Genomic DNA, 14,239 nt, shown 5'->3' with positions numbered 1-14,239 from the left:
TCCATGCATCGACGCGCGCGCGAAAGCGGCCCACGACCCTTGCCTTGCCGGTTCGGACCTTTTTGCCGCCGGTGCCGGACTTATGTCGCAACGGCGTCGCCAGGCCTGACGTTGATCGGCACTACGCACAGGATGAAAACAACGCAAACGACGCCGGTTACAGGGCGTTAACCAACCCCCTTGGAAAACTGAAGGCAATTCTTTAAGATTGAAGCGCGCGAAAAAGCCGGACAGCAGCAACGAACCGCGATGCGCCAAGAGTTTCGTTTGTAGAAATGCAGCCGGAGCCCAAAAAAATACCCCCGCCAAAGGCGGGGGCAAGGTGAGTAGCGGGAGTTCTGTCATACGATGATCAAGAACCGAAGAGACGAAGCAAAAGGTGGCAACCTGATTTTGCAGCGCTGACCTACGGTCCCGAAAAGATCACTTCCAGATAGAACCTCGCTCTCACAAACTCTTCAAACGCGCCATATCGGCTGCGGTTGCCGCTCTGTCGACGATGGTGCGCCCAAGCGCATCCTCCATCCTGAAGCGGCCGTTCTCGATCTCTTCCTTCATCCCGTTTGGATGAGTAACCTTGATGCTCTTGCCGTTGACCTCGACCTTGTCGCCAGTCACGGTATTTACATGATCGACAGTGGCGGAGGCCTTGCTCGCGCTGTTGCCCTTACCGTTGCCACCGCTATTGCTGTTTCCGCTGTTCCCGTTCCCGTTGTTGCCGCCGCTGTTTCCGTTGCCGTTACCGCCGCTGTTGCCGCCGCCGTTCCCGTTTCCGTTCCCGCCATTCCCATTGCCGTTGCCGCCCTTGCCGGCATAGGCCTTGGTGGCGACTGGGCCGTCGATCGAGAGGTGAAAGGGCGCGATAACCAGCGCAAACGCCGTAAGCGCTCGCAAGACACACGTGCTTCCCATGCGCGGTTCGCGCATCCCACTCTCCCCATGCCGGTCACCCGGCCCGACTCCAAGCCGAAAACCCCAACGGCATTGTCGAAGTGAAATCATTCACAAATCGCAGCGCCTTGCGGAAGTGGCCCACGACCCTTGTCTTGTCGATTCAGACTTTTGCGGAAACGGATTCAGACTTAAGTCCCAATTCAACCTCCGGATGTGGTCCTGCATGCGGGCACGCCAGGCTTGGAATGGCTTAGCCGGCTAGGCATGGCCGGGCCGACCAGGCATGACAGGGCACAGCCTTAAGCCGGCCAGGCACGGCTAAAAAGACCGGCTCCTGCCGATGCTGGCGACGCTGGGAGCATGGGCAGCAAGCAACGCGACACCGGCAGCGAGCTGGCCAGGAACGTCGAGGAGCTCTCGGCGGGCGCAGAAGCGGCGCTGGAAGTCACAAAGGGAAGGCTGCGCGCAGAGCATATCGAAGCGGCACAACGCCAGACGCGAACGCCTATTGGGGCGACGGCACCGGCGGCTTTGACGTGACGGCGGCGCCGAAGGCAGCGGCGATGACCGCCGCAATGCCCAGGCACTGCAGCGCCGTCAGGTTCTCGCGCAGGAACAGGAAGCCCATCAGCGCGCCCAGCGCCGGTTCCAGACAGGTGAGCGTGCCATAGACCCTGGCAGGCATCCTGGTCAGCGCCACCATCTCCAGCCAGAACGGCAGCGCGCTGGAGAGCAGGCCGACAATTGCGGCGCTCAACAGAATCGACGGATTGCCTAGCACCGGCGCCGCGCCGGCAAGCCCGAAGGGCAGCGACAGCACCGCGGCGATCGCCATGCCATAGGCGACGGTGCGCCCGCCGAGCTCGGCGCCGGCCTTCTGCGCAAAGACGATGTAGAGCGCCCAGCAGCCGCCGGCGGCCAGCGCCAGCACCACGCCCACGGGATCGAGCGCCTGACGCATATCGGCAAAAGGCGACAACAGCACGATGCCGGCCACCGCCAGCGCCACCCAGACAAAGTCCATTGCGCGCCGAGACGAGAGCGTGGCGACCAGCAGCGGGCCGGTGAATTCGAGCGCCACGCAGATGCCCAGTGGAATCCTGGTGAGCGCGGCATAGAAGAGAAGGTTCATGACGCAGAGCGTCACCCCGTAAGCGGCGAGCCACGGCCAGACGGCGCGCGACGGCCTGACCCGCCAAGGCCTGAGCACGGCCGCCAGCATGAGCGCGCCGGCGACAAGCCTGAGCATCGTCGTGCCCTCGGCTCCGACCAGCGGAAACAGCCCCTTGGCGAAGGCGGCGCCGATCTGCACCGACATCATGGCGCCGAGCAGCGCCACAAGGGGGATAGCGCCGGCTTCAGCCGCAGACTTTGCAATCGGCGTCGACGTCACCTTGCTTCTTCCTCCCCTGCCGCCTAGATCGCGCGCCAGCGTACCAAGGCATGGCTGGAGATAGGGCCAACCAGCCGGCCTGTCGTGAGGCACGGCAACCATGGTTGATGGGGCAAGGGCAAACGATTTCACGCTTGCGAAACCGTTGATGCCGACGGGACAGAGGGGACGAAAGAACGCAATGGCTTCATTTTGCGCCTTATTTCGCTGCATCGCACAAGCTAGCCGCGCCTAGCTCATTCGCCGCGGAACGGCTCAAAATCGAAAAATCAGAAGATTCTTATCGAAATACCACCCGCGCACTCGCAAAAGTTGCCAAGAATTTCTAAGAATACAACTCGATAAATACTTGAAAACGAGAAGAACAAGCGCTGTATCATTCACATGGCACTCCAGCCGCCGGGGGTGCCATTACCGAAAATGTCAAAATATGGGCGATCTTCAGCCATTTTTTCGACACCGGCATCACAGATGTGTTTCAACATGGTAAACATTTTGTGTTGCGCTGCAGCATAGCGTGAGACAATCGTTGCCTGATTGGACAGGCGCGGTGGAGGTTCCGGTATATTGACCAGAGTGGGCTTTCCGCTGACCGGTTTCGAGGCCGCCCCGAGCGCAAGGCGCAGACCGCCGGCGGGCGATAGCGGAACGATGTGTCATTCCACTGCCTGCTGGCAAGGCGCGACATTGTTTCATCGGAGACATCGGATCGGCGGACGCGGCTGATGTCAAATCAGCGCGACATACAGCTCGATGCGCTGCGCGCCATTGCCGTGACGATGGTGCTGTACTCGCATTTCTTCGCCGCGGGCGGCTCCTCCTTCCTCGGCCATCTCGGCGTGCGGCTGTTCTTCGTGCTCTCCGGCTTCCTGATCACGCGGCTTCTGCTGGAAGCCCGCGCGGCCGCCGAGTTCGAAGCCGGGCCGGCGCTGCGTTCCTTCTACATCAGGCGGGCGCTGAGAATATTCCCGCCCTATTTCGCCGTGCTCGGCCTCGTCTGGCTGACCGATCTCGAACAGTCGCGTGGGTCGCTTCTGTGGCACGCGCTCTATCTCTCCAATTTCTGGTACGCGCTGCGCAACGAGTGGACGCCCTGGCTGCTCTGCCACTTCTGGAGCCTGAGCATCGAGGAGCAGTTTTATATCGCCTGGCCGCTGATCGTGCTTCTGGCGCCGCGCCGGCGCATCGAGGCGATCACCATCGGCGTCATCGCGCTCTCGCTGGCTTACCGTTTCTACTGGCCGGTGACCGCCAACACGGCGCTCGCCCGCGACCTGCTGCCGCCCGCCTCGATGGACGCGCTGGCTTGCGGCGCGCTGCTCGCCATGAGGGCTGCCAGAGGCGCTGCCCTGCCGCAATGGATGCAGCGCGGCTGGCCGGCCTTCGCGGCCGCGTTCCTGGCGATCCAGTGGTTTATCCCGGCGCCGGCCGATCCCATGCTGGAATGGGCCCATTGGCTGCTGCTGCAGGTGCTGCCGCTGGTCCCGCTGGTGGCCATTGTCGCCGCCTGTTCGTCCGGGTTTGGCGGCATCCTCGGCAAGCTTGCCGAACTGCCGGCGCTGCTTGCCCTCGGCCGCATCAGCTACGGCGTCTATCTCTATCACCCGATCCTCCTGGCCTATGCCGTCAAGGCGCAGCCCTGGATCCCGCTCAACGTCTCTGAGCAAGGGCCGGGGCGGTTCCTCGTCGCGAGCACCGCCACGATCGTCGTGGCGGCGATCTCCTGGCAGGTTTTCGAAAAGCCGCTCAACGGCCTCAAGCGGCATTTTCCCTATGTCGCCCGCCGTGCTGCCCAAGAGCGCGCAAGCAAGGCCGGCTGGTTCGGCAGGCCGGCCTATCCCACCGGATCGCCCGACGGCCGCGAGCCGCCGCGCAATCTCCGGCGAACGGGTGCCGGCCAATGACCGGCGCCCCGCTCGTTTCCGTTCTGCTGCCGGTTTACAATGCCGGGCCTTATCTCGCTGCTGCGATCGGCTCGATCCTGCGACAGGACTACGATCGCCTGGAGGTCATCGCCATCGATGACGGATCGACCGACAACTCGCTCGATATCCTCGAGCGACACCGCCAGGCCGACAACCGCGTTACGATCATCTCTCGCGAAAACCGCGGCCTCGTCGCCACCCTGAACGAGGGCCTGGCCACTGCCCGGGGCGAACTGGTCGCCAGGATGGACGCCGATGACATCGCTTATCCCTGGCGCCTGTCGCGCCAGGTGGCGCTGTTCGACCGGCGGCCCGAGCTCGGCTTCTGCGGCGCCGGCATCGATACCTTGCTGCGCGGCCGTATCGCCAAGGGCAGGCCTGATCCGGTGTTCCAGTTCAGCCTGCCGATATTGTCGATGTTCTTCACCGTCTTCATGCACCCGACGGTGGTCTACAACAGGAAGGTCATCGACGAGGGCAGTCTCCACTACGATCCCGAATACAGGCACGCCGAGGATTTCGATCTCTTCGGGCGGCTTGCCCGCCGTTTCCCGGCGGCGATGATGACGGAAAACCTGCTCGTCTACCGCATCCACCCTGGAAGCGTGACCAGCCGGCATACCGGGGACATGCGCAGGACGCATTTGCGGATCGTGGCCGAGAACCTGGAGCGCGAGGGACTGGCGGACCGCACCGAGGATCTGCGGGCCATCGGCGATGCCGTCTCGTTCGACACGGTCGCCCGCGCCGCGCAATACATCGTTGCGCTGGAAGAGCGGGTTTCCGCGCTGCCCGATGACATCAGGCCGAGCTTCGCGGCCGGTGCGCTCAACCTGTTCTACTTCCTCTACCAGCTCGTCGGCGACGAAAGGGAGCCTGCACTGACGCATGAATTGCTGACGCGAACCGCGAAGTGGAACGTCATTCGCCGCCGCGAACAATACGCGCTGCGCCCCGGACCCTGGGCGCCGTGGCTCAGCCTTGCCTCCATAGCGGCAGGAAAGCAGGCGGATGAGATGGCGCATTATTTCAAGACCAGGCCGGCCCAGGCGGTGCTTGCGCCTTATCAGCGGGGGTCGGCATGAACGACCAGCCGCATCCGCTCTTGCGACGCGATCGCCCGGCGCCCTCGCCCGTCCATCCCCGGCGGGGCCAGAAGCCGGCGTTCGAGGTCAGCTTCATCATCTGCACGCGCAACCGACTGGCCGTGCTCGAAGCCTGCATCAAGTCGGTCCAGGCCGCCTGCCGGGCGCATCCCGCCTTTGCTGCCGAGATGGTCGTGGTCGACAATGGCTCGATCGACCGCACTGCGGAACGCCTTGCCTGCCTGGCCGAGACCTCGGACATTCCGCTGACCGCCGTTTCGGAGCCGCGGCCCGGACTGGCGGCGGCCCGCAATGCCGGGCTGGCGCGGGCGCGCGGCCGCATTCTGGTGTTCGTCGACGATGATTGCGCGGTCGATCGCGACTACTTGCGCGACCTGATGCGGCATAATGCGAGCGGTGAGAAATGGCTGGTGCGCGGCGGACGCGTCGAACTCGGCGACGCCAGGGACCTGCCCTTCACCATCAAACGCTGTGAACAGCGCGAGCGGCTGACGCCTGCCGTCCACCCGGGCGGCTTCGTGCTTGGCTGCAACATGACCATGCACCGCGACGTCGCGGCCCGCATCGGCCCGTTCGACGAACGTTTTGGCGCCGGTGGCCCGCTGCGTTCGGCGGAGGATACGGACTACCTTGTGCGCGCAATGCTCAAGGGCATTCCTGTCGAATACGTGCCCGACATGACGATCTTCCACCATCATGGCCGGCGCGATCGCAAGTCGATCGACAGGCTGCACCGCGATTATAGCCTCGGCAATGGCGCGCTGTGCCTGAAGCATGTGCGGCGCGCGCCCTGGCTGCTGCGCCATTTCTACTGGGCCGCGCGGTCGGCCATGCGCGAGCTTGCCGGCGGCCCGCGCTTCGACCACGATCTCGGCCTGTCGCACTGGCCCGTCGTCGTCATGAACCTTGCAGGTGCCGCCAGATTTGCGCTGCTTTTGATAGTCGGATGGCGCAGGCAGCCACGGCTGCAACCGGATCGGCAGGCCAATGAAGCCGGCGCGGAGGCCAGAGCACGATAATGACGCTGATGCCGCCAGCCTTGCCGATGCTGCGCCGCGCGCTTGGCGGCGGGCTGCTGCGGCTTGTTCCCGCCGTGGTGGTGCTCGGTCTGGCGGGTGCGGCGCTTGAAGGCCTCGGCATCGGGCTGATCATTCCGCTGCTCGGCATCATCATGGGGCATGGCGACACAGCCGGCATGGCCGGCTTCTCCGCCCTCCTCCAGCAGATTGGAGCGAACCTAGGCGAGCGCGAGCGGCTGATCGCCATCTCGGCCGCGATCCTCGGCTCGATCGTGCTGAAGAACGTCCTTGCCTTCGCCAACACGCTGCTCACCGCGCATATTTACGGCAAGGCAAGCTATGCCATCCGCAGCGCGCTGTCGGAGCGGCTGCTGAGGGTCGGCTACCCGTTCTTCCTGCAGCAGAGCCCCGGACGGCTGCTCAACATCATCTCCAACGAATCCTGGCGAGCCTCGGACGCAATCCAGGCCCTGCTCGGCGCGATCGTCAGCGCCTCGGCGGCAATCATCCTGCTCGCCTTCCTGCTGCTCTTGTCCTGGCAGATGACGCTGCTGGTGACGCTCGGGCTGGCGCTGGTGCAACTGGCGCACGGCCTGCTGTCGGCCAATCTGAAGGCGCCGAGCCGCGGCGTCGCCGCGCGCAACAGCGCACTTGCCTCGCAGATGCTGCATCTGGTGCATGCCGGGCGCCTGATCCGCATCTTCGGCCAAGAGGACCGCGAGAAGGCGGTGTTCGACAGGGCCTCCGACGGGGTGCGGCGCGCCGCCTTCGTGCTCTCGACCCGTCAGGGCGTCTTGCCGCCGCTGACCGAGGTTCTGCACGCCATGCTGTTCCTGATGGTGGTGATCGGCGCGTGGCTCGCCAATGTCAGCTTCCCGCTGACCGCCGCCTTCCTGATCCTGCTCTACCGGCTGCAGCCGCATATGCGCGCCCTGCAGATGTCGTGGAGCCAGTTGCAAGGCCTCTCCGGCTCGCTGGAAGAGGTGCAATGGCTGCTCGACCCCGCAGGCAAGCCGGCGGCGCCGCAAGGCAGCCGTCCGTTCGACGGCCTGCGCCAGGCGATCAGCTTCGACGATGTCAGCTTCACCTATGCGGGCGCAGCCTCGACGCCCGGTCCGGACGCGCGCGGGGCGGTGCTGCACCAGGCCACGTTCAGCGTTCGCAGTGGCCGCTCGACGGCGCTGATCGGCCGTTCGGGTGCCGGCAAGACGACGATCGTCAACCTGCTCTGCCGCTTCGTCGAGCCCGATGGCGGCAGCATCCTTGTCGACGGGACGCCACTTGGCGAGATCGACCCCGGCCAATGGCGCAAGAACATCGCTTTAGCCAGCCAGGAGCTGGAACTGGTGGACGGCACGATCCTCGACAACATCGTCTACGGCCACGACACCGCCTCGGCCGGCGACGCCGAGCGCGCCGCAAAGCTGGCCGAGGCGCATGAATTCATCGAGCACTTACCGCAGGGCTACAAGACGCTGGTCGGCTACCGGGGCGTCAACCTGTCGGCCGGACAAAGGCAGCGCATCGCGCTGGCGCGCGCGCTGGTGCGCGATCCCGACATACTGATCCTCGACGAAGCCACCAATGCCGTGGACGGTCTGTCGGAAGCGGCCATCGTCGAGACGCTGAAGTCGCGCGCCGGCCGCCGCACCACCATCGTCATCAGCCACCACCACAGCACCATCTCGTTCTGCGACGACGTGGTGATCCTGAGCCGCGGCCGGGTGAAGAAGCAGGCGCCCTTCGCGGCACTGGCAAAGCTCAGCATGGACGAGCTTTACCAGCATGAAGCGGGGGAGTGAGGGGGACGAAGCGCTGAACAGCCAATCTCCCCCGTCGTGGGGGAGATGACGCACTCCGCCGCTTTCGCCTGCTTACGAAGTCGCGCGCAAATTGCGGTGGGCGCGCCGCCGGTGCGTGGCACGCGCCTTTTCGGCGACCACGCCCTTGATCTCGACCACCACCCCGTCGTCGCGCGGCCTGGCGCTGGCCGCGTCGTCGCGCGCCCTGGCCTCGGTGACCCGATGCAGCCGCTCATAGGGCAACAGCTCCTGGATGCGGGCATTGAGCGACGCGATCTCGGCGCGCAGGTCCTCGCATTCCTGCTTCTGGATATCGAGCTGTATCTGCTCGGACGCCTGCTGCAGCGTCAGCTGCGAAAGGTCCGCGCTCACGGTCGAAAGGCTTATCTTGTCGTTTTCGCTCTCGTTCATGAGGGCAGACAGTCGTTCATCGGCGATCTGCTTTTCGGCCATGGCGTCGCTCAGTTCCGCCTTGAGCCTGGCGACCTCGCCGGCGGCCTCGCCGTTCTCGTTCGCGGCAAGCTCCAGCCGTGACTGGAGGCCCTGGATCTCGGCACGCAGTCCGCTCATCTCGGCCTGGGCGCGCTCCTGCTCGGCCTGCCTGTCGGCTTCCACAAGACGGGCCGCTTCGGTCATTTCCGACAGCTTCGCCTGCGCCATCTCGAGCCCGGTCTGCAGCCGCATTTCCTCTTTCTCGCTTCTGACGAGCGCGGCCACGAGGTCAGCGATCCGCGCCGCTTCGCTGCTATGCGTGGTCATCAGTTCGTCGAGCCTGTGGCGCGCCTCGGCTTCGCGCTTCTGCGCCCTGTCGAGATCGATCGACAGGTTGACCTGCTTTTCCCGCAAGGTCTTGATCTCGCGCGAGCGCCGGTTGGCCTCGACCGTCCTGTCGGAAAGCGACTTGACGGCATCGCCGAACTCCGCCTCGCGCCTGGCGCTCGCATTGGCCGCCTCGACGAGTTCCAGCCTTGCCGCGGCCAGGGCGGTGCGAAGCGACTCGCGCTCCTGGACCAGGCTTGTCTCGCGTTGCTGCAGCACCTCGACGGCGCTTTCGCGCTCGCGCTGCTTTTTGACCGCATCGTGCAGCTGCTGCGAGAGCGCGCGTTGTTCCGCGGCCAGGCCGGTATTTGCAAGTTCAAGCTCGTTGGCGCGAAGGATGTCGCCGTGCAGGATGGTGAGGAATTCGCGCGTCAAATGGTGCGAGGTGCCGATCTCCGACAGTTTCGCGGTGATCTCCTCCAAATAGTCCTGCGCTTCGTGGAACAGCCCATCGACGGCGCCCAATGCGGCCAGCCGGGTTTGCGTGTGGGACGTCAGCCGTTGCACGGGCTGTCCTGTGCTGTCCTCGGGCGGCGGCTCGGCCTCGGCCACCTCGCCCTTGGTCACCTCGTCCTTGGCGCCCTCGATTTGCAGACTGTCGCCCTTTGCCTGGAGATCCTCATCCGGATCGTTTTCCAGCGACTCGAGAGACTCATTGATGGCTTCCGCCAGATCCGTCTGCAGCTCCTGGAATACCTTGTCTACATCTTCAGCACGCTTGATCAGGCTCTTGAGGTTCATGTCATACACCTCTTACTCTGCCGCTTACGCAAACCCCTCGTACTTAATGAATTGCTAATGTTTCTCCTTTTACATCCTATGCTTTCGTAGGGGAAGCCCCTGCCGGCTTGTAGGTAATTTGGGGACATTTTGGGGTAGATGCCGCGCGAGGCAATTTAGCCGCGGCCTTGGAAAAGCTAGGGTTTCACGCCCCCGCGACGTGGGAAGAGGTGGCTCAGCGAAGCCGGGACGGAGAGGCGGAAATGCCTCGCTCTAACGATCTAGAGGGAACCCGCCGGCGTGGCGAAGCCCCCTCTCCGGCCGCTTCGCGGCCACCTTTGCCGGGGCGAGCCACGGGTCTCGCCCGTCCTTCGGACCCCCACTCCGTGGGGGCGTGCAACCCTAGTTCCGCGAGGTCAGCCCCTCACCCCGCCATGGCCAGCGGCACGGCGCTCTTGTTGGGGATCTGGATGTCGATCTCCAGCGTCGACATGGTCTCGCCACGGTCCATTGAGACCTGCAGATAGTCCTGGTCGATCTGCACATGCTTGGCGATCACCGCCATGATCTCCTCGCGCAGGATGGAGACCAGATCGGGTTGGCTGCGGTTGCGGCGCTCATAGGCGAGCAGCACCTGCAGCCGCTCGCGCGCCACCGGCGCGCTGGAGCGCCGCTTGAAGAGGTCGAAAATGTTCATGCCGCCCTCCTTCCGAGCAGACGGTCGAGGAAGCCCTTGCGTTCGAAGGGCACCACGACGGGCAGTTCCTCGCCTTCGAGCCGCCGTGCCGCGTCGAGATAGGCCTTGGCGGCGGCAGTCAGCGGATCGGCCAATGTTACCGGCGAACCGAGGTTCGAGGCCCTCAGCACATCCTGGCTTTCGGGAATAATGCCCAAGAGCGGCGTCGACAGGATTTCCAGAACGTCGTCGATGGAGAGCATTTCGCCGCGCGCCGCGCGCGCCGCATCGTAGCGCGTGACCAGCACGTGCTTGGCGATCTGCTCGCCCTGCTCGGCCTTCATGGTGCGGGCGTCGAGCAGGCCGATGATGCGATCGGAATCGCGCACCGAGCTCACTTCCGGGTTGGTGACGATGACCGCCTCGTCGGCAAAGCGCATGGCAAGCTGGGCGCCGCGCTCGATGCCGGCAGGGCTGTCGCAGAAGACATAGTCGAACACCGAGCGCAGCCGCTCGATGACCTCGCCGACGCCCTCTTCGGTCAGCGCATCCTTGTCGCGCGTCTGCGAGGCCGGCAGCAGGAACAGCGTCTCGACCCGTTTGTCGCGGATCAGCGCCTGCGACAGCTTGGCCGAGCCCTGGATGACGTTGACCAGGTCGAACACGACGCGCCGCTCGGCGCCCATGATCAGGTCGAGATTCCGCAAGCCGACATCGAAGTCGACAAGCGCCACCTTCTTGCCGGTCTTGGCGACCGCCGCTCCCAGCGCCGCCGTCGAGGTCGTCTTGCCGACGCCCCCCTTGCCCGACGTGACCACCACTACCTTGCCCATGAAAAAGTGCCTCCGTTTTTGTTTCGTTGTCTTGTCGGTCGGCGCCGCCGCCGAGTTCCTGTCAGCTGAACGGCGCGATGCGCAGCATGCCGTTGTCGAGAAAGGCCTGGACCGCCTTGCCGCGCACCGACGGATCCATCTCCTCGGCGGTGCAATACCAGCCGTCGACCGAGAGCAGTTCGGCTTCGTTCTTGCGGCAGAAGATGCGCGCCGCGGAATTGCCGAGCCCGCCGGCCGAGGCGCGTCCGCGCAGCGTGCCGTAGACGTGGATGGAACCGGCGGCGACGATCTCGGACCCGGAAGCGACGGAGCCCAGCACGATGACGTCGCCATGCGGATGAAACACAAGCTGCCCCGAGCGGATCGGCGTGCGGATCATCAGCGTGCCGTCAGCCGGCAAGGCCGGCTTCGCCTGGGCGACTGCCCTGCCCTCGTCGGCCTTGTGCTCTTCAGCCTTGCCCTCTTCCGGCTTGCCTTCTTCCGGCTTGCTTGGGGCTGCCTTGCGGCCGGGCTGCAACAGCCCGTCGGCGGTGGCCTCCTTGGCGCCGACCAGCGCCGGCGGCAGATGCGACCCAAGCTCGGCGCCGCCATCCATCTCGATGGCATAGACGCGGATACCGCGATGACCAAGCACGCCGACCAGCGATTCGATCGCGGCGACATCGGGCTTGAGCGTGTTCAAATCGAGCACCACCGGACGGCCGGCAAAATAGCCGGGCGAGTTGCCGATCCAGCGATCAAGGCTCTCCAGCCACACATCCAAAGGCGCCTCCGGCGTCAGCGTGAAGGCGACGAAAGAGCGGGCGCGAAAGCGAATGGATTTGGTCTCGACGGGGGCGGCGAAGGTCACGGACAGCGATTCCTTACTGATAGGTAAACGCTAGGCCGGGCATGGTTAACGAAAGGTTAACGGAGGGGGTTGGAGGGAGAATTGGGAAGGGCCACTCCTGACAGCAGCCCGTTGGGGCGAACGCGCTACAAATGACGTAAGCCAGTTGAATTGCACGGTTGTCATAGGCTTGGCGATGTTCTATTTTTGTTCTCGTTTCCACGACTCGTCGCTTAGGTCATACAATGGTTGAGAGGGGCACCAATTCCATGTCTAGTGTTGCGCACATCGCTACGCCAAAACTCAGGGTCGTCGCAGACTCGGTCCTGCCGAGCACGCTACACGCTACAGTCCCTGAACGCGCGATGCGCTATCCCGAGCTACGCTACATGGGATCGAAGAAACGGCTTCTGCCTTGGATTTTTGAGGCGCTGAATGCCTTGGATTTCGAGAGCGCGATGGATCCTTTTTCAGGAACGGGCAGCGTCGCCTACCTTTTGAAAGCAATGGACAGGCGCGTCGTTTCGTCAGATTTTTTACGTTTTTCATCGATCGTTGCGCGAGCCACTGTCGAAAACAACACTCATCATCTCGATGGCAGGACGATCAAACGCCTCCTTACACGACCCAAGGACGCGGACGACTTCATTATTAAGACGTTCAAGGGCATTTTCTACACACCTGACGACTTGCGGTTTCTCGATCGGCTTTCGCACAATATTCGTGGCCTCGAGAATCTACATCAGCAAGCACTGGCCTATGCGGCACTGTTTCGTTCCTGTCTCAAGCGGCAACCGCGCGGGGTCTTCACCATTTCTGGCGATTTATCGCACTATGACGATGGCCGCCGCGATCTGAAGTTGTCCATCGAGGAGCATTTCCTCGAGCAGATCGAGGTCTACAATGCAACTGTGTTCGACAACGGCCGTCGCAATCAAGCGCTGCAAACCGACCTGTTCGACCTTCCCAATAGGGCGATCGATCTCGTCTATCTGGACCCGCCCTATGTTCCACGATCCGACGATAATTGCTATATCAAGCGCTACCATTTCCTCGAAGGACTTTCGAGCTACTGGCAAGATCAGCCGGTCGACATGACGACCAAGGTCCGCAAGATCGCAAAGAAGCACACGCCCTTCAGTTATCGCCGGACCGCAATAGACGCGTTTGATCGAATGTTTGCTCGCTTCTCGAAAAGTATCATCGCTCTTTCCTACAGCTCGAACGGCTATCCCGATCTCGTCGAGCTCGAGCGGCTAATGCGACGACACAAGCGAGACGTGCGGGTCTTCGAAAAGCCCCACACGTATCATTTCGGAACCCACGGCGGCGTCTCGCGCGCCAAGACCACCGAATATCTGATCGTTGGGCGCTAATGCAGGATCGTGACCAATCGCTGGAGGAAGTCGTCGAGGGATTGAGTCCTCTCGATGTCGATTGGATGGACGACATCGCGGCGAGTGCGATTGCGCGCCTAACAGCCTTGCCGAAGAAAGGCGAATACACTCGCAACGACATCGCTGCTCTACTCGACGACAACTTCACGGAAGGTCTCCTGTGCGCGCGGCTGTTCTTAATGCTGTCGAAAGACAGCATGGATTCCTTACTCCGAAAGGAGCTGCCGCGACGTGGCATAGGCATCAAGGGCTACGAAGCCGATCGGACGGGGTTCCTCGATGCGCTCGAGCGTATGGGCCTCCTCGTGAAGATGGAGACGGTGATCAACCATGAGCCCGTCTGGAGCGACATTCTCGTCGAACGTCTCCGAGCCGGTCGCGGGTCAGCCATCTCTGGCCAAAGGCGCGGCCGCGGGCTGGAGGATTTTGTCGAGGCACTCGTCCGTGAAGTTTTCGGCGATGCCTATGAAACTCGCTGCACCTTTACGGGGGCCGACGGGAAGTTGGCCAAGTGTGACGTCGCGATCCCTAGTCGGACACGCCCTTCGATCGTGATCGAGGTGAAGGGCTACGGCGCGACCGGCTCGAAGATGACAGACATCATCGGCGATCTTGATGCGATCATCGATGCTAAGCGCCATGGTACAAAGCTATTCTTCGTGACTGACGGCACGACTTGGAAGCAACGTATTTCTGACCTCAAGAAGATTGTCGACCGACAGAACCAAGGAAAGATCGATCGTATCTATACGACACAGATGCGAGAGCAGTTCTTGACAGACCTCCGGTCGTTGAAAGCGATCTTTTCTCTTTGAGCACGTGCCGG

The 14,239-nt window shown here is 63.3% G+C and carries 12 protein-coding genes; 6 read left to right on the top strand and 6 right to left on the bottom strand.

Annotated elements, in window-relative coordinates:
• Positions 1–447: 447 nt before the first annotated feature.
• Complete coding sequence (locus ACFX5Q_RS26535; RefSeq protein WP_404282772.1) at positions 448–927, bottom strand: hypothetical protein; 480 nt, start codon at positions 925–927, stop codon at positions 448–450.
• Positions 928–1,399: 472 nt separating this feature from the next.
• On the bottom strand, positions 1,400–2,287 hold the full coding sequence (locus ACFX5Q_RS26530) for an EamA family transporter (protein ID WP_404282771.1): 888 nt from the start codon (positions 2,285–2,287) through the stop codon (positions 1,400–1,402).
• Positions 2,288–3,012: 725 nt separating this feature from the next.
• On the opposite strand from ACFX5Q_RS26530, the gene ACFX5Q_RS26525 reads away from it, so the two are divergent.
• The 4 genes from ACFX5Q_RS26525 to ACFX5Q_RS26510 are packed head-to-tail and all read left to right on the top strand — an operon-like array spanning position 3,013 to position 8,139.
• Positions 3,013–4,191: an acyltransferase family protein gene (locus ACFX5Q_RS26525; protein WP_404282770.1), complete on the top strand. Its 1,179-nt coding sequence runs from the start codon at positions 3,013–3,015 to the stop codon at positions 4,189–4,191.
• A complete protein-coding gene (locus tag ACFX5Q_RS26520; protein WP_404282769.1) occupies positions 4,188–5,297 on the top strand; it encodes a glycosyltransferase family 2 protein in 1,110 nt (369 codons plus the stop codon). Before ACFX5Q_RS26525 ends, ACFX5Q_RS26520 begins: the two co-directional genes overlap by 4 nt.
• The gene (locus ACFX5Q_RS26515; protein WP_404282768.1) at positions 5,294–6,337 is read left to right on the top strand and encodes a glycosyltransferase family 2 protein; all 1,044 of its coding nucleotides are present in this window, start codon (positions 5,294–5,296) and stop codon (positions 6,335–6,337) included. Before ACFX5Q_RS26520 ends, ACFX5Q_RS26515 begins: the two co-directional genes overlap by 4 nt.
• A complete protein-coding gene (locus ACFX5Q_RS26510; protein WP_404282767.1) occupies positions 6,337–8,139 on the top strand; it encodes an ABC transporter ATP-binding protein in 1,803 nt (600 codons plus the stop codon). Before ACFX5Q_RS26515 ends, ACFX5Q_RS26510 begins: the two co-directional genes overlap by 1 nt.
• Positions 8,140–8,211: 72 nt before the next feature.
• Here the strand turns inward: ACFX5Q_RS26510 and ACFX5Q_RS26505 are convergent, their stop codons facing one another.
• From ACFX5Q_RS26505 to minC, 4 genes are all read right to left on the bottom strand, one after another.
• The gene (locus ACFX5Q_RS26505; RefSeq protein WP_404282766.1) at positions 8,212–9,699 is read right to left on the bottom strand and encodes a hypothetical protein; all 1,488 of its coding nucleotides are present in this window, start codon (positions 9,697–9,699) and stop codon (positions 8,212–8,214) included.
• A gap of 403 nt (positions 9,700–10,102) precedes the next feature.
• On the bottom strand, positions 10,103–10,375 hold the full coding sequence (minE, locus tag ACFX5Q_RS26500; protein WP_006201441.1) for a cell division topological specificity factor MinE: 273 nt from the start codon (positions 10,373–10,375) through the stop codon (positions 10,103–10,105).
• Positions 10,372–11,187, bottom strand: coding sequence for a septum site-determining protein MinD (gene minD, locus ACFX5Q_RS26495; protein ID WP_006201442.1), 816 nt, complete (start codon positions 11,185–11,187; stop codon positions 10,372–10,374). The genes minE and minD overlap by 4 nt, the downstream gene beginning before the upstream one ends.
• Before the next feature lie 61 nt (positions 11,188–11,248).
• A complete protein-coding gene (gene minC / locus ACFX5Q_RS26490) occupies positions 11,249–12,037 on the bottom strand; it encodes a septum site-determining protein MinC (protein ID WP_404282765.1) in 789 nt (262 codons plus the stop codon).
• A 344-nt stretch (positions 12,038–12,381) separates the two neighbouring features.
• On the opposite strand from minC, the gene ACFX5Q_RS26485 reads away from it, so the two are divergent.
• Entirely contained in the window at positions 12,382–13,392 is a 1,011-nt protein-coding gene (locus tag ACFX5Q_RS26485) for a DNA adenine methylase (RefSeq protein WP_404282764.1), read from the top strand.
• Positions 13,393–13,457: 65 nt separating this feature from the next.
• Positions 13,458–14,228 (top strand): DpnII family type II restriction endonuclease, encoded by a 771-nt coding sequence (locus ACFX5Q_RS26480; protein WP_404282763.1) that lies wholly within the window; start codon positions 13,458–13,460, stop codon positions 14,226–14,228.
• The last annotated feature ends 11 nt before the right edge of the window (positions 14,229–14,239 follow it).

The sequence above is a fragment of the Mesorhizobium sp. IMUNJ 23033 genome (assembly GCF_044778005.1).
Taxonomy (GTDB): Bacteria; Pseudomonadota; Alphaproteobacteria; order Rhizobiales; family Rhizobiaceae; genus Mesorhizobium; species Mesorhizobium amorphae_A.
The sequence above is the reverse complement of the archived record's forward strand: the minus strand, read 5'-3'. Positions and strand labels throughout refer to the sequence as shown.